The organism is Streptococcus tangpeifui (assembly GCF_044503215.1).
In the GTDB taxonomy this organism is placed as follows: domain Bacteria; phylum Bacillota; class Bacilli; order Lactobacillales; family Streptococcaceae; genus Streptococcus; species Streptococcus tangpeifui.
Genome location: NZ_CP172427.1, coordinates 885097 through 910936, shown reverse-complemented (window position 1 = coordinate 910936; position 25840 = coordinate 885097). Strand labels below are relative to the sequence as shown.

Annotated in this window: 19 protein-coding genes and 1 pseudogene; 5 read left to right on the top strand and 15 right to left on the bottom strand. The window is 41.4% G+C overall.

From position 1 onward, the window contains the following. Positions 1-1276 precede the first annotated feature (1276 nt). The 8 genes from ACFSN5_RS04195 to ACFSN5_RS04160 all read right to left on the bottom strand — a co-directional run bounded on the left by ACFSN5_RS04195 (position 1277) and on the right by ACFSN5_RS04160 (position 10942). Positions 1277-2635: a phage holin family protein gene (locus tag ACFSN5_RS04195; protein WP_165212819.1), complete on the bottom strand. Its 1359-nt coding sequence runs from the start codon at positions 2633-2635 to the stop codon at positions 1277-1279. Positions 2636-2814: 179 nt separating this feature from the next. Beyond that, positions 2815-4959 carry a type I DNA topoisomerase gene (gene topA / locus ACFSN5_RS04190; protein ID WP_165212853.1) on the bottom strand — a complete coding sequence of 715 codons (2145 nt, stop codon included), beginning with the start codon at positions 4957-4959 and terminating at the stop codon, positions 2815-2817. Between the two features lie 243 nt (positions 4960-5202). Then, positions 5203-6042 (bottom strand): DNA-processing protein DprA, encoded by an 840-nt coding sequence (gene dprA / locus ACFSN5_RS04185; RefSeq protein ID WP_165212818.1) that lies wholly within the window; start codon positions 6040-6042, stop codon positions 5203-5205. A 509-nt stretch (positions 6043-6551) separates the two neighbouring features. Further along, entirely contained in the window at positions 6552-8039 is a 1488-nt protein-coding gene (locus tag ACFSN5_RS04180; RefSeq protein ID WP_165212817.1) for an ROK family protein, read from the bottom strand. A 42-nt stretch (positions 8040-8081) separates the two neighbouring features. After that, on the bottom strand, positions 8082-8663 hold the full coding sequence (locus ACFSN5_RS04175; RefSeq protein WP_165212851.1) for a DapH/DapD/GlmU-related protein: 582 nt from the start codon (positions 8661-8663) through the stop codon (positions 8082-8084). A 34-nt stretch (positions 8664-8697) separates the two neighbouring features. Further along, positions 8698-9465 carry a ribonuclease HII gene (locus ACFSN5_RS04170; protein ID WP_165212816.1) on the bottom strand — a complete coding sequence of 256 codons (768 nt, stop codon included), beginning with the start codon at positions 9463-9465 and terminating at the stop codon, positions 8698-8700. Beyond that, positions 9452-10303 carry a ribosome biogenesis GTPase YlqF gene (ylqF, locus tag ACFSN5_RS04165; RefSeq protein WP_165212815.1) on the bottom strand — a complete coding sequence of 284 codons (852 nt, stop codon included), beginning with the start codon at positions 10301-10303 and terminating at the stop codon, positions 9452-9454. The genes ACFSN5_RS04170 and ylqF overlap by 14 nt, the downstream gene beginning before the upstream one ends. A gap of 132 nt (positions 10304-10435) precedes the next feature. Continuing rightward, a complete protein-coding gene (locus ACFSN5_RS04160) occupies positions 10436-10942 on the bottom strand; it encodes an ECF transporter S component (protein ID WP_165212814.1) in 507 nt (168 codons plus the stop codon). A gap of 118 nt (positions 10943-11060) precedes the next feature. On the opposite strand from ACFSN5_RS04160, the gene ACFSN5_RS04155 reads away from it, so the two are divergent. Then, a complete protein-coding gene (locus ACFSN5_RS04155; protein ID WP_165212813.1) occupies positions 11061-12338 on the top strand; it encodes a PLP-dependent aminotransferase family protein in 1278 nt (425 codons plus the stop codon). A 342-nt stretch (positions 12339-12680) separates the two neighbouring features. Here ACFSN5_RS04155 and ACFSN5_RS04150 read toward each other — a convergent pair whose 3' ends face one another. The 6 genes and pseudogenes from ACFSN5_RS04150 to ACFSN5_RS04125 form a co-directional block, all read right to left on the bottom strand. Further along, a complete protein-coding gene (locus ACFSN5_RS04150; protein WP_004229942.1) occupies positions 12681-13019 on the bottom strand; it encodes an ATP cone domain-containing protein in 339 nt (112 codons plus the stop codon). A 219-nt stretch (positions 13020-13238) separates the two neighbouring features. Further along, positions 13239-14186: a 4-hydroxy-tetrahydrodipicolinate synthase gene (dapA, locus tag ACFSN5_RS04145; protein WP_165212812.1), complete on the bottom strand. Its 948-nt coding sequence runs from the start codon at positions 14184-14186 to the stop codon at positions 13239-13241. Between the two features lie 236 nt (positions 14187-14422). Beyond that, complete coding sequence (locus ACFSN5_RS04140; protein ID WP_165212811.1) at positions 14423-15499, bottom strand: aspartate-semialdehyde dehydrogenase; 1077 nt, start codon at positions 15497-15499, stop codon at positions 14423-14425. A 410-nt stretch (positions 15500-15909) separates the two neighbouring features. Then, on the bottom strand, positions 15910-17430 hold the full coding sequence (gene cls / locus ACFSN5_RS04135; RefSeq protein WP_165212849.1) for a cardiolipin synthase: 1521 nt from the start codon (positions 17428-17430) through the stop codon (positions 15910-15912). A gap of 151 nt (positions 17431-17581) precedes the next feature. After that, positions 17582-18768: pseudogene (locus ACFSN5_RS04130) on the bottom strand (FAD-dependent oxidoreductase). Between the two features lie 201 nt (positions 18769-18969). Continuing rightward, the gene (locus ACFSN5_RS04125) at positions 18970-20640 is read right to left on the bottom strand and encodes a formate--tetrahydrofolate ligase (RefSeq protein ID WP_165212803.1); all 1671 of its coding nucleotides are present in this window, start codon (positions 20638-20640) and stop codon (positions 18970-18972) included. Positions 20641-20820: 180 nt separating this feature from the next. On the opposite strand from ACFSN5_RS04125, the gene ACFSN5_RS04120 reads away from it, so the two are divergent. The 4 genes from ACFSN5_RS04120 (at position 20821) to ACFSN5_RS04105 (ending at position 24470) form a co-directional block, all read left to right on the top strand. Next, positions 20821-21507 carry a phosphopantothenate--cysteine ligase gene (locus tag ACFSN5_RS04120; protein ID WP_165329414.1) on the top strand — a complete coding sequence of 229 codons (687 nt, stop codon included), beginning with the start codon at positions 20821-20823 and terminating at the stop codon, positions 21505-21507. Next, positions 21500-22048: a phosphopantothenoylcysteine decarboxylase gene (coaC, locus tag ACFSN5_RS04115; RefSeq protein ID WP_165212799.1), complete on the top strand. Its 549-nt coding sequence runs from the start codon at positions 21500-21502 to the stop codon at positions 22046-22048. The genes ACFSN5_RS04120 and coaC overlap by 8 nt, the downstream gene beginning before the upstream one ends. Continuing rightward, a complete protein-coding gene (locus tag ACFSN5_RS04110) occupies positions 22038-22610 on the top strand; it encodes an ECF transporter S component (RefSeq protein WP_165212798.1) in 573 nt (190 codons plus the stop codon). Before coaC ends, ACFSN5_RS04110 begins: the two co-directional genes overlap by 11 nt. 141 nt (positions 22611-22751) lie before the next feature. Further along, positions 22752-24470: a phospho-sugar mutase gene (locus tag ACFSN5_RS04105; RefSeq protein ID WP_165212796.1), complete on the top strand. Its 1719-nt coding sequence runs from the start codon at positions 22752-22754 to the stop codon at positions 24468-24470. A gap of 352 nt (positions 24471-24822) precedes the next feature. Here ACFSN5_RS04105 and ACFSN5_RS04100 read toward each other — a convergent pair whose 3' ends face one another. Then, positions 24823-25440: a phosphate-starvation-inducible PsiE family protein gene (locus ACFSN5_RS04100; RefSeq protein ID WP_165212794.1), complete on the bottom strand. Its 618-nt coding sequence runs from the start codon at positions 25438-25440 to the stop codon at positions 24823-24825. Positions 25441-25840: the final 400 nt, after the last annotated feature.

The window sequence follows — 25840 nt, the reverse complement described above, 5'->3', positions numbered from 1 at the left end:
AAATTACCTCCAACAAATTAAAATTATTATAACAAAAAGCTGGGAGCGATTGAGTCCAACAGCATTAAATTAGACAAGGAAGGAGAAATGTCTAAAAACTCCTAAACGCTACTGAGTCTTACAGCCAACTCCAGCAAATGTGAGCAACGCTCCAAGTGCTAACTTTTTCCTACCTTAAAAACCAACTAAGCCCACAAGGCTTTCCCAACAAGAAACAAGAGAGCATTGGCTTACCGTAATGTTAACTTGACCGATTACTAAAAAGTTCTGTCTAATACCCCATAACCAAATACAAAAATTCCTGAGTTAGAAAAATCTGACCTCCAAAAGCCCTATTCTAGGTGCAGACAGCCCAGAGGGGACAAATAATAGTGAACAGCCAAACTACCGAATTAAACAAAAGTAGAACTGGCGATCAAGACAGATCTTGCTTTGGATCAGCAAAAAATAGAACTGGGCAGGCAGTGCCAGTTCAAAAGATACTACCAATCCATAAAGGAAGCTGCCATTGCCCCAACAGGCGCCCTGTTCCCAACGCCATCACCTGATTATATGAACGATTGTCAGTGCCAGACAGCGATCTCATGATTAACTAGACTCAAGTTTTTATACGTAATCTTCAGAGATTACAATACTTTGTGGATGAGGTTAAAGCCATCTGTCCCAAAAGCTTTTTAACGGAAAAACTCTACAATAGAATCCTATAGAAGCACTCATAAAACTAGAAACATAGCTGGCTCTTCCCCTAAGAAAATGCTGTAGCCCCCTGCTTGATGGGTGAGTAATAAAGCCTTTTATAGTTAATAGCCATGGGTTTAGTCTAGCAGAAATTTCACGAAAGTGCCAAATACAATCACGATAAAGAGAGTGAGATCAACCAAAAATTGAAAATTTTGGTTCTCACCACGCCCTAGTTTCAAGGTGATGACCTGAAACGGTCTCTCCCCAGATTGTTTTTGACACTTGCTTTGTAAGCAAGCTTCATTTCTAATCTCAAAAGATCTCTCAGACCTTTTGAGATTGGAAATAAGATGAACGAAGTTCATCATCACATTCATTTAAGTTTTCCACTTCGACCTTATTGCAAAAAGAAACCTAGCCAGCAGTAATTCATTGTGCTAAAGTACCTAATGAACCATGTAGGGGTAAGACTTCTTGGCTTAGCCAACAAGTCTTACTCTCAACCACTGCGTCCATCTAGTAAAAATCTAGAGCAATAACAAAAGAGGCAGGACTTCTGTCCTAACCTCTGATGGGTTAGCAATTATTATTGCTATTAATCATTCGAAATACCAGCGCCATAACCATATTTATAACTCAAATGGTAAGTATCACCATCATCATTTGTTGTGAACTCCAATGAAATACGTTGAGCATGAGAATCATCAGCATCGAAATCTTCATATTCGATTGTCAAACCTTTTTCAAGCTCATCTGCGGAATAAGTTCTTACCGTATAGTAAGCTGCTGAGGGTTTGGCATGCTTGCTTTTAACGTCAGACCAGCTGGCACCACCAGCACCGGTTTCATCATCCCCAACTTTAAGGGCATCAAAGTCGGCCTTGGTCCAATCAGACTTATAAGAAGCATTGGTATCAATATCATTTGCCTCGAAAATCCCATCAATATAGGAGATAACCCAAGTGCCATCATATCCTTTTTCAAAAGAGACTGTAACTTTCTGTTCGGTATCTTCTTTTGATTTATCTTCGTAACGCAGGGTTAACTCATCACCAGAAATTTCTGCTTCAGTGGCTTTACCATGCTTCTTAACAACATCAGCGACTGTGTCACTTTCAACTTTCAAATCTGAAACATCATCTTGTTTCCATTCAAATTTATAGTTCTTATCAGTATAGTCATTGACATCTGTACTATTATCTTTGACCTTACCGTTCTTATTGCTAGTCACTGATGATGAATTATCAGACTTAGATACAGAGTGGCGAGAATTACTAACAACAAGGCCAACAATGCTAATCAGAACAGCCAAAAGAGCGACAGCACTAGCAATGATTGACAGCAACTTTTTGCCCTTAAGATTTAAAATCAAAAGCACAATAGCAAAAATAAGACCAAGCACCGAAAGACCAAGAAAGACTGGTGCAACTACTGTAAATGAGAAGGCTGCGAACAAAACAGATAAAACCAAAGATACAATTGGCAAAATCAAATCTAAAACTTGATTGGAATGATTTTGCCCCGACTGTACACCAGAGAAAGCCTGCTGTTGGAAATTCTGGGGCTGACCAAATGCTCTCTGTGACTCATTTCCTTGTGGCATTTGCCCTACTTGAGCTTGTTGTTGTGACAAATCATTTGGTATTTGTTGATTAGGTATAACCGCTTGATCTTGAGATGCCTGTTCAGTCTGTCCAGCTGGAACTCCTTGAGATTGGGTTGCTTCATCCTCAGTCAAATTTGCTTGATTCATAACTTGGGCATTTTCTGTCGCTGCTGTTTCAGGGCTTACGCCTACGTCTGAAGCTTGAGCATTCGCTTGATTAGCATTTATAGATGCTGTCAATTGTTCCAAATTAAAGTCAGTTTCTTTAGCTTTTGCAAATTCCTCAGCTGTTGGTTTGCGACCAGTCAAAGCTTCAAACTGTTTGACCCACGCCTCTTTATTATTCATTGTTAACTCCTTTGTTTTAGCTTTTTTCAATAATGAATACTAATCTATTTTAACACGTTTTAAGTTTATGTAAAGGATTTTGCTCAATTTATTTGAACTCTTCCAAATCCGTTTACAAACCACAACAGCGGTCGAGCTCAAATTCCAAAATAAAAAAGGAGAGCACACTCCTTTTTTACTTATTTCACTTTTTCTTCTTGATAATCACAGTCGGCATTGCTGCAAATAACCTGTTTGCCGCCACCACGGACCTTCTTTTCAACAAGATAGTGATCACATTTGGGACAGGAACGTCCAACTGGTAAATCCCAAGAAGTAAATTCACAATCAGGATAGCGGTCACAGCCATAGAAAATCCTATTGCGCTTGGTCTTGCGTTCGATGACTTGCCCTTGACCGCAGGTCGGACAAGTCACACCAATTTCCTTAGTGATAGCCTTGGTATTGTGACATTCTGGAAAATTGCTGCAGGCATAGAACTTACCATAACGGCCAAGTTTGATAACCATTGGATGGCCGCAGACGTCACAGTCGAAACCGGCAGGCTCATCCTTGATTTGAATTTTTTCAATACCTTCTTCAGCCTTTTCCAGTTCCTTTTCAAAAGGCTTATAGAATTCATCAATAACCCTCTGCCACTGCTCCTTACCAATCTCAACGGAATCTAGCTTGTCTTCCATCTCAGCTGTAAAGGCCACATCCACAATATCTGGGAAAAATTCGACAATCAGATTATTGACAATTTCTCCTAATTCGGTTGGTTCAAAGCGTTTAGCTACCAGACGGACATAGTAACGCTTCTGGATGGTTTCAAGGGTTGGAGCATAGGTTGATGGCCGGCCAACACCATTTTCTTCCAATGTCTTAATCAAGGTCGCTTCAGAATAACGGGCAGGCGGCTGCGTAAAGTGCTGCTCAGGACTAGTAGATACTTTCTTGACCGTATCCCCCTGTGCCATATCTGGCAACATCTTATTTTTATCAGAGTCGTTGTAAACAGCTAAATAACCGTCAAACTTGACCTGACTTCCGTTGGCTGTAAAGGTGACACCATTTTGATCCAAACTCACCTTCATGGTATCAAAAACTGCTGCAGTCATCTGACTGGCCACAAAACGATTCCAAATCAAGGTATAGAGTTTGAGCTGATCCTTGTTGAGGTACTTAGCAATAGACTCTGGTGTATTGAAAACACTGGACGGTCGAATGGCCTCGTGGGCATCCTGAGCACTAGAACTATTGCGAACTTTACTCCCATGCTTAGAATACTTAGCACCAAAACGATCCGTGATAAAATCAGCTGCATCATTTTGCGCTACGGGACTGATACGCGTTGAATCCGTACGCATGTAAGTAATCAAACCTTGCTGACCGCCACGCCCCAAACTGATTCCTTCATAGAGCTGCTGGGCCACCATCATGGTTTTACGGGTTCTAAAATTAATTTTATTAGCAGCATCCTGCTGCATAGACGAAGTCGTATAGGGGAGGGGAGCATTGCGACGTCGCTCCTTCTTTTCAACCTTATCAACGTTAAAATCATCACTGGTAATCTTAGCCAGAACCTTTTTGACATCATCGTTGGTTTCCAGCTTTAACTTCTTACCATCAAGGCCATAAAAATTAGCTTGAAACTTCTTGTTGCCCTTCTTGAAAGTCCCGTCAATGGTCCAATATTCTTGAGGTTTAAATGCCTTGATTTCATTTTCGCGATCAATAATCAGTTTGAGAGCAACAGACTGAACCCGACCAGCAGACAGTCCTTTCTTGACCTTCTTCCACAAAAGCGGAGAGATAGAATAACCAACAATACGATCTAAAACCCGACGGGCTTGTTGGGCATCAACCAAATCCATATCAATAGCCCTTGGCTCAATGAAGGCATTTTTGACAGCATCCTTAGTAATTTCATTAAAAACTACCCGATTTTTGTCTTTTTCATCCAAGTCCAGAATGTGGGCTAAATGCCAAGAAATAGCTTCTCCTTCACGATCCGGGTCACTAGCCAGAAAAACTTGTTTGGCCTTCTTAGCTTCTTTTTTTAAGTCATTAATCAGCGGACCCTTGCCACGAATATTAATGTATTGCGGTTCATAATTATTGTCAAAATCAATGGACATGGAAGACTTCTTCAAATCCCGAATATGTCCAACAGAAGCTACCACTTTGTAGCTTCGCCCCAGATACTTCTCAATGGTTTTAGCTTTGGCCGGCGACTCAACAATAACCAAGTTTTTCTTGGGGGTTGCCCGCTTCCTTCCTTTACTAGTAGCTTTTTTGCTTGTTGTTTGTTTGCCAGTTTTAGCCTTGGTTGCTACTGCCATCAGCATCACTCCCTCAATTTTCGAATAAACTTCTAGCATGATAACTTACTTTTTAGGGGCTGTCAATAAAAAACTTTCTCCTATAGGAAAATGCAAAAGGTCAACAGTTTAACCAAGAGAAAAGAAAAGGCGCTCCTTAAGGCAAAACGGAGCCTACAAACTAAATTAGAAACGACTAAAACCCAGTTACTACAAAATTCTATTTTTTGAATATTAAAAGAGACAAGTCAAAACCTGTCTCCTTTAATCAAATTCTTCCAAAATATCCAAACCAGTCATGATGCACTTGGCTCCTTCCTGAATCAGATGATGACAACCGTCGGAACGCCCATCCAGAATATTACCTGGTACAGCAAAGACATCGCGCCCTTCTTCCATGGCCCGTTCGCAAGTAATCAAACTACCCGATCTTTGCTTGGCTTCAACAACAACCGTTCCTTGAGAGAGACCTGCAATAATCCGATTACGCTCGGGGAAATGGAATTTCAAGGGCTGCTGGCCAGGTTCATATTCAGTCAAGACTAGATGGTGTTTGGCCAAATATTCCTGCAAATCATGATTTTCTTTTGGATAGAAAATATCCAATCCCGTCCCGATAACAGCAATACTTTTCCCACCATTTTTCAAGCAGGCAATGTGGGCTCCTGTGTCAATACCCCTAGCCAAGCCGGAAACAATGACAAAATGATTTGCCAATTCTCTAACAATTTTTTGGACAGACTTAGTCCCAAGATTTGTGCAATCTCGTGACCCCACAATAGAAAGCTTGGGAGCGTCCAAAAGGGTTAAGTCCCCCTGGTAAAAGAGGAGGACAGGCGGATTGTAGATTTGGGCTAAATTTTCAGGATATTCCTTATCCAAAATAGATAGGGAAGGAAATTGATTAAACTGTTGGCGAAGGTATTTGAGGTCTAAATGCTTGTAACTTTCCATGAAATGACCTGCCTTGCTGGTTTGGGAGACGACAGCCATATCCCGCAAGGACAGAGATTTGCCAACTTCTTTTTGATAGTCCAGAATATTGATAATCTGCAGATTAGTCAAACCAGCCTGTTTGAGTTTAAAGAGCTCAAAATTATTCATAAAATCACCTCTACCTATTAATACGAAAAGAGGTTGGGAAAAAGTATTCCAACCTTCTATTTTTTGCAGTAATAACAGTTTGACGCAGTGGTTGATAAGGTTCTAAGCCTTACTCTGCAATGGCTAGCGGCCATCCTAATCAACTGTGCGGAGGTGGGTTAAAAAGCTCTGGTAGAGCTTTTTAATCGGGAAATAAAGGGAAATAAAACTTGCAAAGCAAGTGTCAAAATGCTCCAGTGGACTTTGGCAGTCTGGGGATAGACTGCTAAAGCCTGCCACCTAAAAAACAGGAGAGTGGCAGAGCTCTGAGCCTTAAAATGGAAGAGCGAAGAAAATCAAAGTCGTGATTTTATCACAATTTACGATTTTTATACGTAATCTTCAGAGATTACAATGCTTTGTGGGTGAGGGCTAAGCTATCATGGCTGTTTGTCCTACTCTCTAAAAACCATATACATATTAATAGAAAAAAATAATAGTTTGGCTTTGTGAAATAAGAGCTTTTACTGCTATTTTCGATTGGCCATCAGGTGAAGGTAAGCACCGATGAGATTGGCATCATTACCATTAACAGCTGCTTCAATTTCTAACTGTTCAAAATGCTGGAAGGCAAGAACACTGGTGAAGAGCTTATCATATTGCTCATTGATCGTCTTAACTAAAAGTGGCTGTCTACTGATTCCGCCACCGATGGCTAAGTTTTCCACCTTAAGGAAAGTCTGGAGGTTGAGCACAAGATAGGCAATGTCTCGACAATAGGTTTCAAAAAGTTCCTGCAAAGCTCCTGACGGTTCTTCTTCCAAAGCTTGGAAAACTTGTTTACCATCAGCCTCTTTAAGCCCCAACAGTCGGCTAGCGTCCTCAACAAACTTAACCGCTGAACCAGCATTGGAAAATAGGCTCTCAATCCCAATCCGATTAAGCTCTAAGGTATGACTGATCTGACGCCAGACTGACTCATCGTTAGAACGAAAGTCTTGGGCACTAGGCCGCAAATCGCGTGACGGAAAAGTCACCAGATGATTCTCAGAAACCACACCTAAACCGACACCAGTTCCTAAAACAAGAATCGCCCCGCAAGAACTGTCTTTGAGAACACCTGACTTGGTCTCTGCCAGAGCAGCTGCATTGGCATCATTGAGAACTGTCACTGGCATTGAAAATTGTTCAGACAGGTGTTTGGCTAGGGGAACATTTTTCAAATAAGGAATAAGACCGCCACGATAAACCCGACCATTCTTACTAATTTCTCCCGGGCAAGAAATGGCAATGGCCTTAATCTCATCCTGATATTGCTCAACAATAGCTGTCAAACTGGTCCAAAATTCTTCCAAACTAGCCGGTGTTGGTACTTGTCCTTCTTGCGTAAGAGTCAGCTGCTCATCAATCAGAGCGTGCTTGATAGCACTGCCACCGATATCAATGGCCAAACAACTCGTTTCTGTCAAGTCCTTAATGACCTGAGCCGGATTTCCAGCGATAACCACATTGTCACCAAAAGATTTGGTGACCACAGAACCGGCTCCAACAACTACATTATCTCCTAAGGTCACACCCGGTAGAATGGTCGAACCGCCACCGCACCAGACATTATCACCAATGGTAATTGGACTGCCAAATTCCTTACCCTTGATACGTTCTTCTGCCTCTAATGGATGAAGGGCTGTCAGAAGCTGACAATTGGGGCCAAACATGACATTATCGCCAATTCGAATTTCACAAACATCTAAAAAGGTACAATTATAGTTGGCATAAAAATTTTCCCCAACATAAATATTGCTACCGTAATCACAAACAAAGCGCGGATTAACAGTGATATTTTGCCCTGTTTTGCCAAAGAAAGTCTTGAGCAGGGCTTGAGCCTGCTCCTCATCTTCCTCGGCATTGAACATCCGCGTAATGACCCTAGCCTGCTGACGTAAATCAACTAATTCTGGGTCGGAGGCATCATAGAGTCGCCCCGCCAACATTTTCTCACGTTCCGTTACTGTTCCCATACTATTCTCACTTCATCATCAAGCCTGATTCGCCTTACTCATTTAATCTTCTCGCTCGATTTTTTTAATGTGCCGAGCTGGTACGCCGCCAACAACCGTATTCGCAGGAACATCTCGATTTACCACAGCTCCCGCAGCAATTACTGCTCCATCCCCGATGGTCACTCCTTGCGTGATTGTAACATTGGACCCAATCCAAACATCTTTGCCAATCTTAATAGGAGCTAGGTAGAGATTCCCTCTACGACTGGGCTGCAAATCATGGTTAAGAGTCGCTAGAACCACATTATGACCAATTAGACAATTATCGCCAATGCTAATACCACCCTGATCTTGAAAACGACAGCCAGCATTGATGAAGACATTTTGTCCAAATTTAATATTAATACCACAATCCGTTGAAAATGGCGGAAAAATCCGCAAATTATCCGGTACTGCTTGTTCCGTCAACTCCTTCATCAAAGTAACAATCTCTTCTGGCTTGTGATAGGAACCGTTCATCCGACTAGTGATGGTTAAAGCCCGTTGACCATAAGCGTGAAATTCTGCAGCTAATTCAGATCCCGCCTGAATAATGGAACTTTCATTTAAAGCCTGCCGAAACTCTTCTATATCCATGTGCACCTCCAAAATGAGAAGCAATCTGCTTCGTAAAAAATTATAGATTTATCATTGATTTAACTGGTTCAAAACTATGCCGATGAATGGGGCTTATCCCCAATTTCTGCAAGCCTTCCAAGTGGGTCTGAGTACCATAACCCACATTGTGAGCAAAGTCATAACCTGGAAATTTCCTATCATAATCCGCCATCAAGCGGTCTCTAGTGACCTTAGCTACAATCGAAGCCGCAGCGATAGACAGGCTATTGGCATCTCCCTTAATAATTGAAGTCTGAGGCAAGGCTAAATCCAATTGCATAGCATCAATTAACAGGTGTTGAGGTTGTTCCTCTAGCTTAGCTACTGCTTCTTTCATGGCCAGCTTAGTCGCCTCATAAATGTTGACCTGATCAATAACCTGATTGGATTTAAAACCAAGACCGACTGCCAAGGCTTGTTCCATGACTTGGTCATAAATTTCTTGGTGTTTCTTTTTAGGAATCTTTTTACTGTCATTTAGACCCTTGATTTTACAATTCTTCGGTAGGATAACAGCAGCCGCCACAACAGGCCCAGCCAGAGGACCGCGGCCAACCTCATCAATGCCAGCAATCAACTCAAGACCACGCGCATAGAGCCTTTTTTCATAAGTCAGCATAGCTTCCAAACGTTGATCTTCAGCTAAGTCAGCCCGAATTTCTCGCTGACGTTTTTCGATAGCAGCCTGAACGCCAACTCGCTCATCTTCGGCCAAACTAGCAAAAAAAGGGCTGGCTAGGTCAGTCACCCCAGCTAATTGAGTTTGAATTTCTTTAATGGTTGCCATTGCTATCACTAACCTTATCTAGCGTGTAACGCCCCAACTTGCCATCACGAACTTCCTTGACAAAAAGGTTGTAAAAGCGATCATAATCATCACGAAAGCCTAATTTTTGGGTCAAGTCCATAATCATCTCAGGCACTTCTTGCTCCAAATCAAGTCCCTTGAAGCGGTCTTTTAAACGCTCAGGGTAGTTTTCTTTGAAATAGTTAAGACCAAAGATCGTGACCTCATCCATAGGCAATAGATTATCCTTAATAGCGCCAGTCAAGGCTAATTTCAAGCCGACTAACTGGTCCTCAAACTTGGGCCAGAGAATCCCCGGCGTGTCTAGGATTTCCAAATCTTTATTAGACTTGAGCCACTGCTGGCCCTTGGTAACACCTGGTTTATTACCAACTACAGCAATCTTCTTGCCCGCCAGCCGGTTCATCAGCGTTGACTTACCTGCATTAGGAATACCAATAATCATGGTTCGCAGGGTCTCTTTATTAATTCCCTTCTTCTTCAATCGTTCCAACTTATCCGCCATCAGACTCTTGGCTGCTTCCGTCACTTTTTTTACCGTCGACTGATCTTTAGCATTGATCAGCAAGGTTTTAAGATCCTGATTTTCAAAATAAGTTTGCCACTCCTTGATTAGAAGCGGATCAGCTAAATCAACCTTGTTTAGAATCAAGAGCTTGGGCTTATCACCGACAATCTTATTGAGCATAGGATTTTGGCTGGATAAAGGCAGACGGGCATCAACCAAAACCGTTACAAAATCTACAAATTTGAGATTTTCCTGGACCTGCCGTCTCGCCTTTGACATGTGACCAGGAAACCATTGAATAGTAGCCATGACTTCCCTCGAATAATTTTAATAATAGTCATATTATATCATGGAATTTAGACAAAAATCCTGACAGACAACTTTAAAATCATGTTAAAAAAAGAAGTGATCCTTGAAACAATCACTCCTCCTATTTCTCACTCAATTTTCCCAAGCCTGCTTAAACATAGCGACAAATCGAGTATGGTAGTAAATAAAGTAAACAATTAAGATGGACAAAACAACTGCCAGACTGTCAAAAGGCAACTTCAAAAGAGCTGTCGGCAGATTGGCATAAAGAAAACTCCGCCCCAGAAAATAACCAATTACATTAAGGATACCACCCAAAATCAGACCTGTAAAAAATCGGCTTTTAGACAACTTCTCATACGACTGCTTGACTAAAAGACTGATAACCAGAACCTGAAAACTGTGACTAATCAGGGTTACAAACATTGGAGTTGGATAAAAAAGAAAGTCACCAATAAAGGAACCAATTCCAGCAACTATGACACTCTCAGTCGGTGGGAAAAGCAGACCTACCAGACAGATCACAATACCATTAATATAAAAATGACCGCCAGGAACTGGCACTGACAGATAGGACGAGCTCAAAATAATAACCAAAGCCATAAAGAGCGCTGCAAGTGTAATTCTTTTCGTTGACATCAGCATCACCTCATTTGATAAAGGACCTCATTATCGTGTCCCTCTTAATGTTTCCCATTGTAAGACAAGCACAATTAAGTTACAATAGTCTTATTCTAAAACTGTATGGGGACAGATTATGCCTAGTAAATTTCAAACTCTTTACCAAAGCCTAGCCCAAGCCATCAGAAGCGGACAATTCAAAAAGGGCGAGAAACTGCCCTCGATCCGCAAACTGAGTCAAACTTACGGCTGTAGCAAGGACACAGCCCAGCGAGCCCTCCTTGAACTCAAATACCAAAATCTGATTTACGCTGTCCCAAAAAGCGGCTACTATGTTTTAGAGGGTAAGGATCAAGACGGCGACAATCTGGCGATTAGCCTTGCGGCCTATAATAAGCTAGCCTACCAAGACTTTAAAATCTGCTTATCTGAAACTCTTGTTGGGCGAGAAAATTATCTCTTCAACTACTATCAGCGTCAGGAGGGGTTAGCTGAACTGTTAAGATCCCTGCAGAACCACCTTCTTGAACAGGATATTTACAGCAAGGTGGAAAATCTAGTAGTTACCTCGGGAACTCAGCAAGCCCTTTATATTCTAACTCAGATGGCATTTCCCAACCAAAAATCAGTTATTCTTCTAGAACAGCCCACTTATCATCGAATGAATAGTCTAGTGAGAGAGCAAGGCTTGCCTTATCTAACAATTGAGAGAGATTTTTCTGGCCTCGACCTAGAGCAACTAGAAAAATTCTTTCAAAGCCATCCTATCAAATTTTTTTATACTATCCCAAGAATCTCCAACCCTCTAGGCCTCTCCTATAGTTCCCAAGAAAAACAAGCTCTAGTTGATTTGGCCCAGCGCTATGATGTCTATATTATCGAAGATGACTATATGGGCGATTTTACAAAATCTGAAAATCTACCTTTACATTACTACGATACCCATGAGCGTGTTATTTACCTCAAATCTTTTTCAACTACCCTCTTTCCAGCTTTGCGATTAGGGATGTCCGTTTTGCCACAAAGGATCATGAACGATTTCCTTGCCTACAAAAAATTGATGGATTACGATACTAGCCTGATAATGCAGAAGGCTCTATCCCTGTATTTAGATAACGGTATGTTTGCTAAAAATCTTAGTCAGCTCAAGAACTTCTTTGATCAACGTCTGGATCAGGCCACAGCGCTCTGTCAGAATTTACCTGATTATTTAAACTGCCAAATTGGTCCTAAGCATATTAGTATTGAACTACCAAAGAAATTCAAATTAGGACGTTTTAAAGAAAGAGGCATCCAAACGCTGGATTCATCCACAAGAGTTGACCAGCATGAGCTCCCCTATCTTTATCTAGCCAATAATCAAACACTAGTGGGAGAAATCAAGAAGATTAAACAAATACTCAAGACTTTGTAAAAAAATCACATTTTTTCTCCTACTTAATCATCCAAAAAAGAGTGGGAAAGAACCAAAAATTGAAAATTTTGGGTTCTTTCCCACATCCTAATTTTAAAGTGGTGACCTGAAACGGTCTCTCCCCTGACTGTTTCACTCTCACCCCCGCACGGTTGACCAGGTTTTCTGCTTTGACCTTGCGGCAAAAGGAAAATCTGTCAGCAGTGTTCACAGCTAATGAACTTGCAGGGGCAAGACTTTCTTGGTCTAGGTCTAGCCAAGAAAGTCTTTCTCCACCCACTGCACCAAAAGTTTACTCTAAAACAAGAAGACTGGACAAGTTTTTATCCAGTCTTTTAAACGTTATTTCAATTTTTCAAAACGCAAGTGAACTGCAATTTGATTCCCATAACCATTGCGTTCCAAATCTCTTTGTAAACGGTAGGAAATATAATGCTCCGCAATATTAATATAACCGGCATCCATGAGACGATTTTCAACTTGAGATTGCACCATCGAGATAGTTGGACGGTCAGCATGAGCTTCCTCCAAATCAATCACAACCTTCTTGGTGACTTCTGCCAACTCTTGACGAAGCTTATCATCAAGGACAAAGACAGATTGAGCCGCCTTGAGAATAGCCTGATAAATTTTATCTGGATCAAATTCAACAACTTGACCGCTGCGTTTGGTAATTTGCATGAAATTGCCTCTTTTCTATTCAGAAATTCAACTCTTAGATAACTCGAAGCTTTTAAAAGCTGGGAAGAAAACTGACAGACAATAGAATACTGAACTTCCTTCCGCAAATAATAGAGGAAGATATCTGAGTTTAGACACCCTCACTACAACCATTATCCTTGGCTTAGTCACTTTTGTCAAGCTAAGTGTCCGTCAGTTCTAAGTCGCTAAAGCCCAGCATTAGTAATCTGGACGCACAACACCTGTCACCGTTTGACGAGTGGCTTCGATGTCTTCTTCTAAGACTACCTTGATAATGCGTTTTTCTTCTTCTGGTGTGCAAGATACTAGAGGTAAGCGTAAAGGGCCAACGTCAAAGCCCAGATGATTGAGAACAGCCTTGACAGGAGCCGGACTTGGAACAGAAAAGAGAGCATTAACTTTAGGAATGAATTTACGTTGAATACCAGCAGCTCTCTTGATGTCATTCTGCTCAATAGCCTGCAACATTTGATACATTTCTTCCCCATTAGAATGACTAGCCACTGAAATCACACCATCAGCTCCGATATTCATGGCATGGAAAGCTTCACCATCTTCACCAGTATAAATCAAGAAATCATCAGGCTTATGTTCAATCAGATAAGCCATATTATCCAGACTAGTGCACTCCTTAACTCCAATGATATTAGGATGTTCTGCCAAGCGCAGCATAGTATCTGGAGCCATTTCTACCACGACCCGACCCGGAATATTATAAATAATAATAGGGAGGTCACTGGCATCTGCAATAGCCTTGAAATGCTGATACATTCCTTCTTGGGAGGGTTTATTATAATAAGGGACGATAGCTAAACCAGCTGCAAAACCGCCAAAGGCAGCAACTTCCTTGGCAAAATCAACAGAATCTCGGGTATCATTAGTACCCACCCCAGCGATTAGAGGCACACGTCCATTGACAATTTTTTGCACTGCCTTAAAAAGCTCCAATTCCTCATCGTGAGTCAAAGTAGGACTTTCGGCAGTTGTCCCAGCTAAAAGCAGACCTTGAGTGTGGTGGGTCAAGAGATGTTCAACTAAATCAGGCAAAGCCTCAAAGTTGATAGAGCCATCAGGATTAAAGGGCGTAATCATTGCCGTAATAAGTTTCGCATGACGCAGTTGTTGGATGGATTCTTGCGCAGTCATAATAACCTCCTAATTATGCTTGAACCAAGGTCATTCCCCTCAGTAGGGTTCGACCAATATTTTCATTATAAAAAGAGGGCTGGAGACTCCTGTCCCAGACCCCAGTGTAGCTAGATAGTCAGAGAAAATTGAAATGAGACAGAGTTAGAACTTATAGGCTTGCATTTAACGATTGTTTTGTTTGGCCAATTGACTTTCTAAAGCTCTTTTCTTTTATATGATACCTCAAGTACAACTTATTTCAATTCAAATTTTAAATCCTTTGTTGGACGAACCAGGCCTTTTTCATGGAGCGTTTCTGCAATTTGCACAGAGTTCCAAGCTGCTCCTTTAAGCAGATTGTCAGAAACGACCCACATGTGAATACCTTTTTCGACATCTAAGTCCTTACGAATCCGACCGACAAAGGTTTCTCGTTTACCGACAGCATTGACTGCTTGTGGATAAACTTGATGGGCCACATCATCTTCCAAAACAGCCCCTGGAAAATTGGCGATAGCTGCCTTTACCTCTTCAATCGGTGCGACTTCCTTGGTTTCAATATAAACAGATTCTGAGTGAGCCAAGAGAACAGGAATCCGCACACAAGTTGCTGAAACAGCAATCGAGTCATCTTCCATGATTTTCTTCGTCTCATTAGTCATCTTCATTTCTTCATAGGTGTAATCATTAGCAGTGAAGACATCAATCTGGGCCAATGCATTGAAAGCGATGGGATAATGTTTCTTATCGCCACCTGTTGGCAAAATATCTGCCTCGATGTCTTTAGGATCCTTACCATCATTGAGGACTTCCTTGAGTTCACGTTCAGTTTCATTGATAGCTGATTGACCGGCACCTGAAACTGCCTGATAGGTAGAAACAATGACACGTTCTAAGCCCCATTTTTGCCGAATAGGCTCCAAAGCTACCATCATTTGGATTGTTGAACAGTTAGGACAAGAGACAATCCCATTGTGAGCTTCCAAAGCATGAGCATTGACTTCTGGAACAACTAAAGGGACATCAGGATTTTGCCGGAAATAAGAGGTGTTATCCACAACAACAGCTCCTGCTTTAACGGCATAGGGAGCAAACTTAGCTGAGACAGAACCACCTGCAGAAAAGAGAGCAATGTCAACCCCTGCAAAAGAATCCTCTGTCGTCAATTCAACTGTTATATCCTGTCCCTTATAGTTAAGAACCTTACCTGCTGAACGGCTGGATGACAAAAGGCGCACTTTATCAATCGGCAGACTGGACTGCTCCAATTGTTGAATCATGCGAGTTCCAACGGCACCTGTGGCACCAACAACAGCTACTGTGTATCCCATAGTTTAGACCTTCCTCATAGAATGTTCGTCAAAATTTTCTAAAAATTTATAATAGATTCATTATACACCTTTTTAAGAACCTTGAAAAGTCCAAACCAGCTTTTATCAAGAAATACAAAGATATTAAAAACCTCAGAACCCCCTGATAAGTGCTAATATGTTAGAAAGAAGGGTTCCTTACTTTAAAAGGCAGTCTGATGTATAGTAATCTTTCATCACATTTTGATAGCTTTTTGAATTGACACAAAAAACCTAGACTCTCGCCTAGGTTCAAGGGCACTTATTCAGTGTGATAGAAAGGTTCACACAGACTATCAAGGTCCGCTCCTGCGTTAATGACCTCCCTGCGCAATTGGCCTAAAAGACCAAATCGACTCATCGCATAGTCACATTGTAACATAGGACAGATTCTAAAGCAAGGGAGCAATGGCCTTAACGACTGCTCCAATTGCTTTGACTGAAACTGGCAATTCCTTAAGACTTTGCTCGGTTACTTGACGACAATCAGCCAAAGTCTTCTGGAAGTCTCGCTCAATCTTAGGAATTTCCGAAGAATGATAAAGGTAGGCAGCACACTCAAAATGGTGGTAGAGGCTGCGGTAATCTAGGTTAATAGTCCCGACAACCGAACGACTATCATCAGCTACAAAGACCTTGGCATGCACAAATCCTGGGCTGTATTCATAAATTTTCACCCCCGAAGCCATCAATGATTTGTAGTAGGTTTTAGCCAAATAATATGGCACCTGCTTATCAGGAATACCCGGCATAATAATTTTAACATCCACACCCCGCTCAGCTGCAAACTTGAGAGCATGCTCCATTTCACTATCTAAAATGAGATAAGGCGTCATGATATGCACGTAATCACGCGCCTGATTGAGAATATCGATATAAACATTCTCGCCAACTTTTTCATTATCCATAGGCGAGTCACCAAAGGGAATAATAAAGCCATCAGTCGAGAGCTTATTGGCATGTTGACCTAAATAGGCTTCTACTTCTGTTCCGTCATCTTTAATAGTTTTCCACATTTGTAAGAACAGAATCAAGAAAGTATCAACGGCATGTCCACGAACCATAATAGCCGTATCTTTCCAATGACCGAAGCGTTCAATTTCATTGATATATTCATCGGCCAGATTGACCCCACCAGTGAAGGCAACTTCACCGTCAATAACGACAATTTTACGGTGGTCACGGTAGTTGTAATAGGTTGATAGGAAAGGTGATAAAGGAGCAAAGGCCCGTGATTGAATCCCCAAACGTTCAAGTCGCTTGCTGTAATCAAAGCTCAAGGTAGTCATTTCGATCATACCGTCATACATCACTCGAACTTCAACGCCTTCAGCTACCTTCTCTTCCAAAATGGATAGAATTTCACCCCACATCAGCCCCTCATCAATGATGAAGTATTCCATAAAAATGTAGTGCTTAGCCTGACGCAGTTGCTTCTTGAGTTCAGCAAATTTTTCCTCCCCAGATGAGAAATAGGTAACTTGGCTATTTTTATAAACCGGGAAATGATTATCCCCAAAGCTGAGATACTTAGCCAGATTAAAAGCTGTACTGTGAGAGGTCTTTAATTCGGCTAAGACTGAATCATTTTGACGGAGTAAGGGAACGGTCTTTTCAACATTCCCCTTTAACTGTCGCTTCATGCCATTATAGCCCCAGTCAATCTTAGTGTAGAGCAGGAAGAGACCTCCCAAAACTGGCATGGGTAAAACAACCAGCATCCAGGTCAGCTTAGCCGTACTATCCATATCACTATTAATTAAATAGAGAACCGAAGCAACAGCAATAAGTAAGCCAGCAATTTGAATATGAATTTGGTATTGTTGAAACCACACATAACCCGATGCAATCACGTAAAGTTGCAAAATCAAAAGCAGTACAATGACCGTTGTCCGGCTAAAAATCCCCCGCAGTAAGCTCCGTTGACCTCGTTTTAAGAGCCGCCTTGTTTTTGTTTCTTCGTCTATGACAATCTCCTCCTTCATAGATTAGTTTCCTATCATTATATCACAAGATTAAGGTAAAAAAGTTGAGACAGAAAAAATATTTTTCCTGCCTCATTTGTTAAAAATTAAAAAGATCATTCAAATTTTCAGCCATCGTTGGATGCGTGAAAATTTGCTTTTGAAAATAAGTATACGGAACCTGATTATCCATAGCCATAGTGATAAGATTGATTAACTCTTGCGATTCTGCTCCAAAAAGAGTCGCTCCCAAAATAAGCCTGGTATTAGTATCCACCACTACTTTGAAAATACCGCGCAAGTCAGCATTAACATGAGCACGCGGCATACCCGCAACGGGCAGAACGTTAGCCTTATAAGGCAAGCCCTGTGCTTTAGCTTGAGCCTCATCAAGCCCCACACGCGCAAGCGGTGGATTGATAAAGGTCGTATTTGGAATATGGTGCCGGTTCTTATTAGAATAAGACTTATCCCCATTTAGATAATTCCAGACAATACGAAAATCATCTAAAGAAACATAGGTAAATTGCAAACCGCCTGTCGCATACAATACAGCATCGAAGGAATAAGTTCCGTTTTGTGTCGTAATAAGGACTGACTTTTCTTCATTAGAAACTTGTGAAATATTCGAACCTAGTTCAAATCTCACGCCTGCTTCTTCCATATACTTTTGTGCAAGAGCAGAAATCTCCTCTTCTTCACGACTAAAAATGCGTGTCAGAGGGTCAAAACAGTCACTTCAGAGCCGAGTTTAGCGTATAGACTAGCGAATTCTAAACCAATATTGCCCCCACCGATAATTCCCAAACGCTTAGACTGCTCTTTCAGAGTTTGAATACCCGTAGAATCATAGACTTGCTTGCTTTCGGTCAGACCAGGGATAGGAAGAACATTAGAAACAGCGCCTGTATTGATAATAATAACTTCTGCTGTTAGTTTCTCAGTTTGATTATCCGATGAAATTTCCACAACTTTATCAGCAAGAAAGCGCGCTTTGGCATTGTAAACATCCGCTGTTGCCGCATTGTCTAACATAGCAAAATTCTTAGCACGCAGACGAGAAGTTACCACTTCTCTTTCTGCCATTGCTGATTTAAAATCATGCCCTGTCTCCGCAGCATGAATAAGAACCTTGGTTGGAATACAACCGATATTGATACAGGTACCGCCGTACATCGTCGCATCTGCTTCAATCATAGCAACAGATTTTCCCTGAGCGGCTGTTTTAGCAGCCAGTGTCTTACCAGCTTTACCAAAACCGATAACAATCATATCATAAGTTTTCATGGTATGGCTCCTTTTAGTGATAGTAATTATTATAGCAAGGCTTATGACCACTTGTCAGAAATCTGCTACGAAAAAAATCACAGAAGGAAATCTGCGATTTTTTTGTATGTGAGACGCATCAACTGATGCACAGATTAAGTTTTAACAATACCACCTGCTTAAAAATCCTTGGTAATGTTATTAACAGAGAATTTCACCTGATCAGAACAATCCCAAAGCTGTGCCATCTTCGTCAACATCCATCTTAAGAGCGGCTGGTTGCTTAGGCAAGCCAGGCATAGTCATGACATTGCCAGTTAGGGCAACAATAAAACCTGCACCCGTTTTAGGAACCAACTCGCTGATAGTAATGGTGAAATCATTAGGTGCCCCTAGTAAATGTTGATTATCTGAGAAAGAATACTGGGTTTTGGCCATACAGACAGGTAGCTTATCCCAGCCGTTAGCTTGAAATTGCTTGAGTTGCACCTTAGCCTTAGCTGTAAACTCGACTCCCTTTCCACCATAGATTTCTTTGACAATCGTCGCAATCTTTTCTTCCAAACTAGCTCCGTTATCATAGAGACGGTGATAGTCGCTGGTTTGGTGTTCGACTAGCTCAACTAAGCGTTTAGCCAAAGCTTGTCCTCCCTCAGCACCATCTGCCCAGACACTGGTCAATTCAATGGGTACAGCCATTTGCTCACAAAGCTCTTTAAGGGCTGCAATCTCCTCTTTAGTATCCGAAACAAATTCATTGATAGCTACGACAAGCGGCAAGCCAAATTTACGAATATTCTCCACATGGCGTTTGAGGTTAGCAAAACCAGTCTTAACCGCCTGAACATTTTCCTTCATTAAATCGGCCTTAGCAACCCCACCATGCATCTTGAGAGCCCGTAGAGTTGCCACAATAACCACAGCATCTGGAGACTTTGGTAGATTTGGTGTCTTGATGTCGAGGAATTTTTCCGCTCCTAAATCAGCTCCAAAACCAGCCTCAGTAACAGCATAGTCCGCTAAAGCAAGAGCCGTAGTCGTCGCCAGTACTGAGTTACAGCCATGTGCAATATTCGCAAATGGACCGCCATGAACTAGAGCCGGTGTTCCATAGATAGTTTGGACTAGATTCGGTTTAATAGCATCTTTCAAAATCAAGGTCAAGGCTCCCTCAACTTTAAGGTCTCGAACATAAACCGGACTACGATCATAGCGATAACCAATAACAATATTTGACAAACGCTCCTTGAGGTCCTTAAGATCTGTTGCCAGACAGAGAATAGCCATGATTTCCGAAGCCACGGTGATATCAAAACCGTCTTCCCGCGGAATCCCATTGACTGGACTGCCTAAGCCAACAGTTACATGGCGTAGGGCACGATCATTCAGATCCACAACCCGTTTCCAAATAATCCGCCGCTGATCAATGCCCAGCTCATTGCCTTGATGGAGGTGATTATCAATTAGAGCAGATAAGGCGTTATTAGCCGTTGTGATGGCATGCATATCACCAGTAAAGTGGAGATTGATATCTTCCATGGGCAGAACTTGAGCATAACCGCCCCCAGCAGCTCCTCCTTTGATTCCCATTACCGGACCCAAAGAAGGCTCCCGTAAGGCAATCATGGTTTTCTTACCCAGTTGATTAAGGGCATCAGCTAAACCGATGGTCACAGTCGATTTCCCTTCACCCGCTGGTGTTGGATTGATGGCTGTTACCAAAATTAATTTACCAGCTTCCTGATTTTTCAAACTCTTGATTTTATCAAAAGAAATCTTAGCTTTGTGCTTGCCATACAATTCTAAATCATCAGTCTCAATGCCGACTTTCTTAGCAACTTGAGCAATAGGCTGGAGCTTAACATCCTGTGCAATTTCAATATCAGACTTCATGAAATACCTCGCTTTTAATAGGATAAAACCATTATAACAGACATTATAAAAAATACGCATGTTTCCTATAATTTATTTTTTATCGTTCGGCTTTAATACCTTCAATAAGTCCTATAAAGATTGTTATCCTTAGCCTATCAAATCGTTTACTAAAATAGGACTTTTTAGTATAATCGTCCTATGAAAATTCTAATCACATCGGGCGGTACATCTGAAAAAATTGACCAAGTCCGTTCGATTACTAATCATTCTTCAGGTAACCTAGGCAAAATGATAACGGAACTCTTCCTGCAAAATGGCCATCAGGTTACTCTTGTTACAACCAAGGCTGCAGCGAAACCCCAGAAGCAAGATGGCCTGACTCTCAAAATTGTCAGTGACGTTGCTAGCCTCCAAGCAACTTTGGAACCCTTGGTGAAGACGCATCAGGTCTTCATCCATTCTATGGCAGTTTCCGATTATACTCCTATCTACATGACCGACTTGACTGAGCTTCAGAAAACTCGCGATGTGAACCAATTATTAAAGAAAAGTAATCAAGAAGCTAAGATTTCATCGGTAGCGGATACACAAGTGCTCTTTCTTAAAAAGACACCAAAGATTATCAGTCTGGTCAAGAAATGGAACCCTTCTATCCGTCTGGTGGGCTTTAAGCTCTTAGTTGATGTTCCTAAAGAAGAGCTTATTGCAGTTGCTAGAGACAGTCTCAAACGTAACCAAGCCGAATGCATCATCGCCAATGACTTGACCAATATTAATGACCAGCAGCATATCGCTTATCTGGTTGATGAAAGTACAGAAGGACTGGCTCACACAAAGGCAGAAATTGCTCAGAAAATTTACGAAAGGATAATCGCACATGACTAAAAACATCCTACTTGCTGTAACGGGGTCTATCTCAGCCTACAAGGCAGCAGATTTAACCAATCAGCTCAGAAAATTAGATTACAGCGTTCAAGTTATCATGTCCCAGGCAGCGACAGACTTTATCACTCCACTGACCTTACAGGTCCTTTCAAAACAGCGCGTCTACCTCGATGTCATGATCGAGGAGCAACCAGATCGCATCAACCATATCGACCTAGCTAAGGAAGCCGATCTTTTCATCGTTGCCCCTGCTTCTGCCAATACCTTAGCCAAATTAGCTAATGGCCTTGCGGATAATCTAGTAACGGCAACTGCCCTAGCTCTTCCTAGTGGCCTGCCAAAACTAGTTGCCCCCGCTATGAATACCAAGATGTACGACAATCCTCTCACCCAGCGGAATCTATCAATACTTAAAGAAGTTGGCTATCAGGAAATCGAACCGCGCTCCAGCCAATTGGCCTGCGGAGATACCGGCCGCGGTGCCCTTGCAGATCTTTCAACGATTGTTAAAAGAATCGAGGAGGTTCTAAATGAATCGTAGAAATAAGTCTCAGAAAGTTGCCCAAACTGCTCTTCTCTTAGCCACCATGGTCGTCATTGAATTTGTCAGTCAAATTATCTTTGCGACCTTTGCTCTTCCCATCAAACCAACTTTGACAATGATTCCTGTCATCATCGCCTCTATTATCTACGGTCCTCAGATTGGTGCCAGTCTAGGCGGCTTTATGGGAATAATGAGTATCATTAGAAATTCAGTTATCCTCTTACCAACCAGCTATCTCTTTTCTCCATTTGCTCCCAATGGTTCTTGGAAGTCTTTGATTGTTGCCCTTGTTCCGCGGATTTTGATTGGGATTTTCCCTTATTTCATGTATAAAACAATAAAAAATAAAGCAGGATTGATTCTATCAGGCATTGTCGGCTCCTTGACGAATACCATTTTTGTTTTCTTAGGTATCTATCTGCTTTTCTCTGGGGTTTACACTGGTAGTATTCAGCATTTATTAGCTGCCGTATTTACCACAAATGCTCTGGCTGAAATGATTATTGCTGCTCTCTTGACAACAGCCTCTGTTCCAGTCTTGCAACGTTTGAAAAAATAATCCTCAGTTAAATAGCTCTACAAATGCTGAAAAATAGCCTCTCTGGCTATTTTTTTGCGATCATCGTCATCCCCGTCCAAGCTTGAAGCTGTCTTAATGATATGGTATAATGAAAGCGTTTAAAAGATAAAGGAGGCACTCATGACTTATACTGAAAACTATGAAAAATGGCTCAACTATGCGGAACTCCCCGATTATCTCCATGACGAACTTGTCAAGATGGATGAAAAGACCAAGGAAGATGCATTCTACACCAACCTCGAATTTGGAACAGCTGGTATGCGGGGTATTATTGGTGCTGGGACTAACCGTATCAATATCTACGTGGTTCGCCAAGCAACTGAAGGTTTGGCGAAATTGATTGAAACCAAAGACCAAGCGATTAAACAACGTGGAGTAGCCATCGCTTATGACTCCCGTCACTTCTCTCCTGAGTTTGCCTTCGAATCAGCTCAAGTCTTGGCTCAACACGGTATTAAATCCTATGTCTTTGAAAGTTTGCGCCCAACACCTGAACTATCCTTTGCTGTTCGCCATCTGGGAACTTTTGCCGGTATCATGGTAACCGCCAGCCATAATCCTAAACAATTTAACGGTTACAAAGTCTATGGTGAAGATGGTGGGCAAATGCCGCCTCACGATGCCGACGCCTTGACAGACTTTATCCGATCTATTGATAATCCTTTTGATATTCAACTAGCTGATTTAGAAACCGCAAAAGAGGCTGGTCTTATTACTGTTATTGGTGAAGATGTTGATAAGGAATACCTCAAAGAAGTCAAAGGTGTGAACATCAATCAAAAATTGATTGATGACTACGGTAAAGACATGAAAATTGTCTACACACCGCTTCACGGTACAGGTGAAATGCTGGCTCGTCGGGCTCTAGCTCAAGCTGGCTTTGATTCCGTCCAAGTGGTTGAGGCTCAAGCAGTCGCTGACCCCGACTTCTCAACCGTCAAATCTCCAAACCCAGAAAATCAATCAGCCTTTGCTCTTTCTGAGGAACTGGGACGCCAAGTAGATGCTGATGTCTTGGTGGCAACTGACCCTGATGCTGACCGTCTCGGTGTTGAAATCCGTCAACCAGATGGCTCTTACCTCAACCTTTCAGGTAATCAAATCGGTGCACTGATTGCTAAATACATCTTAGAGGCTCACAAAACAGCAGGCACTTTACCAGCCAATGCGGCTCTTTGTAAGTCTATCGTTTCAACCGAATTGGTAACCAAGATTGCCCAAAGCTACGGTGCAACCATGTTCAATGTTCTAACCGGTTTCAAATTCATCGCTGAAAAGATTCAAGAGTTTGAAGATACAGGCAATCATACCTATATGTTTGGTTTTGAAGAAAGCTTCGGCTATCTCATCAAACCGTTCGTTCGTGATAAGGATGCTGTCCAAGCTGTCTTGATTGTCGCTGAAATTGCAGCCTACTATCGCTCTCGGGGTATGACTTTAGCCGATGGCATCGCTGAAATCTATAAGGAATATGGCTACTATGCTGAAAAGACAATTTCAGTAACCTTATCTGGTGTTGATGGTGCCTCTGAAATTAAGAAGATTATGGACAAGTTCCGCAATAATGGTCCTAAGGATTTCAATAAGACAGCTATCGTCAAAATCGAAGACTTCTTAAACCTAACTGCCACTAGCCAAGATGGTAACGTTGAAAAATTAACGACACCGCCAAGCAATGTGCTCAAATATCATCTGAGCGATGATTCTTGGATTGCTGTACGTCCATCCGGTACCGAACCCAAAATCAAATTCTATATTGCAACGGTTGGTGATTCTGAAGCTAATGCTAAAGAAAAAATTGCAAGTATTGAAGCAGAAATCAATGACTTTATTAGCTAATGAATGCAACACTTAAATAACCAAAAAGGAGCCCCATTTCAGGAGCTCTTTTGATTTTGCAACAAAATTTACTAGGGAGATAGACAGATCAACTGAAGACCAGGTCCTAAGAGCTTGTATAACACCTACTGTGTTACAGTCTATACAGTCTAGAGAACCGTTGAATATGAACAATTGAGCAAATATAATGGGTACTGCTTCTCCTTCAGTTGTAAGCGATTTTTCATTTTTCAAGATATCCTAAAGACTCGAATTCTTGGTACTATGGAAATTTTGTCTTTGACACTTGAACATCACTAAGTGAATGATAAAAATCGCCAGCTTTTCTAAAAAATGTTCAAAATATCAGAGACTATGAAAGAGACTTGATGATCTCTACTCTTGTAATCACCCCATCTTTCATACTGTCAACCCGCAAGGCGACATCATTTAAATAAACAGCTGCACCAATCGTAACATGCTTTTCCTCAGCCTCCAAATGACGGGCAACAAAATCTCGCAATAACTCACCCTTTTCACCAACTAAATTAACACGCGCTAAAATATTAGCAATCTTAACCTTTTGACTTCCTCGGACAATAATATTAGCAGAATCATCAAAATTAGTGAAAAGATATTTACGCGTGGCAAAAAGGGCCACAATCGCCAAAATACTCCATAGAGAATTCAAACCGCTGCTTTGATCGACAACAACATGCCTCGCTATGGCAAAGAGTAGAACCTCAATGACAGTCGCCGAAGTATGCTTACTCAGCATTTTGATTAACTCAACACCAATAGCAATACTCATGGCTTGATTGAGAAAATGCTGTAGATAGTCTTCAATAGGCCCTTGAGAATGAAAAACCCCCATAATATTCATAGCCAAAGAACCAGTCGCAAGGATAAGAACAATCATTAAAATAAAGGAAATCAAAATTTCGACATAAAACGCCATTTCATAAAAACTTACCTGCAAAAACTTCCGCATAAAATCCCCCCATAATCAATATTGAGTTACACATAGCTGTTTCTCTATTATAACCTATCTCAAAAAGAAAAGGTAGCTTCGAAAAATTATCAGTATAGGAAGAAATTTTGGATTCTCTACATCTTATTCTACCACATAATGTCTGTAGACATTGAGCCATGACTCCTTAGCTTTACCAAACGAAATCAAGTATCATAGTTACACATACAAGTTATAAGTCATGTCCCAATCTAGTTTTCAGGTTACAAATTTCCTAGCTGGCAGAACCAATCAACAGAGCAGTTATAACTCCTTAGCCAGTATGTATTAGTTAGAAGCTCGACATCTAATGTTTGAGAAAAATTCAAGAAAATTATTAATCTTTTTACAGAATAGTTAATCTCTCTTAACGAATAACCTT

Excerpts from the sequence above, each read along its gene's own strand:
- ACFSN5_RS04195 (WP_165212819.1), bottom strand. The coding sequence starts at position 2,635 with ATGAATAATAAAGAGGCGTGGGTCAAACAGTTTGAAGCTTTGACTGGT.
- topA (WP_165212853.1), bottom strand. The coding sequence starts at position 4,959 with ATGGCAGTAGCAACCAAGGCTAAAACTGGCAAACAAACAACAAGCAAA.
- dprA (WP_165212818.1), bottom strand. The coding sequence starts at position 6,042 with ATGAATAATTTTGAGCTCTTTAAACTCAAACAGGCTGGTTTGACTAAT.
- ACFSN5_RS04180 (WP_165212817.1), bottom strand. The coding sequence starts at position 8,039 with ATGGGAACAGTAACGGAACGTGAGAAAATGTTGGCGGGGCGACTCTAT.
- ACFSN5_RS04170 (WP_165212816.1), bottom strand. The coding sequence starts at position 9,465 with ATGGCAACCATTAAAGAAATTCAAACTCAATTAGCTGGGGTGACTGAC.
- ylqF (WP_165212815.1), bottom strand. The coding sequence starts at position 10,303 with ATGGCTACTATTCAATGGTTTCCTGGTCACATGTCAAAGGCGAGACGG.
- ACFSN5_RS04160 (WP_165212814.1), bottom strand. The coding sequence starts at position 10,942 with ATGTCAACGAAAAGAATTACACTTGCAGCGCTCTTTATGGCTTTGGTT.
- ACFSN5_RS04155 (WP_165212813.1), top strand. The coding sequence starts at position 11,061 with ATGCCTAGTAAATTTCAAACTCTTTACCAAAGCCTAGCCCAAGCCATC.
- ACFSN5_RS04150 (WP_004229942.1), bottom strand. The coding sequence starts at position 13,019 with ATGCAAATTACCAAACGCAGCGGTCAAGTTGTTGAATTTGATCCAGAT.
- dapA (WP_165212812.1), bottom strand. The coding sequence starts at position 14,186 with ATGACTGCGCAAGAATCCATCCAACAACTGCGTCATGCGAAACTTATT.
- ACFSN5_RS04140 (WP_165212811.1), bottom strand. The coding sequence starts at position 15,499 with ATGGGATACACAGTAGCTGTTGTTGGTGCCACAGGTGCCGTTGGAACT.
- ACFSN5_RS04125 (WP_165212803.1), bottom strand. The coding sequence starts at position 20,640 with ATGAAGTCTGATATTGAAATTGCACAGGATGTTAAGCTCCAGCCTATT.
- ACFSN5_RS04120 (WP_165329414.1), top strand. The coding sequence starts at position 20,821 with ATGAAAATTCTAATCACATCGGGCGGTACATCTGAAAAAATTGACCAA.
- coaC (WP_165212799.1), top strand. The coding sequence starts at position 21,500 with ATGACTAAAAACATCCTACTTGCTGTAACGGGGTCTATCTCAGCCTAC.
- ACFSN5_RS04110 (WP_165212798.1), top strand. The coding sequence starts at position 22,038 with ATGAATCGTAGAAATAAGTCTCAGAAAGTTGCCCAAACTGCTCTTCTC.
- ACFSN5_RS04105 (WP_165212796.1), top strand. The coding sequence starts at position 22,752 with ATGACTTATACTGAAAACTATGAAAAATGGCTCAACTATGCGGAACTC.
- ACFSN5_RS04100 (WP_165212794.1), bottom strand. The coding sequence starts at position 25,440 with ATGCGGAAGTTTTTGCAGGTAAGTTTTTATGAAATGGCGTTTTATGTC.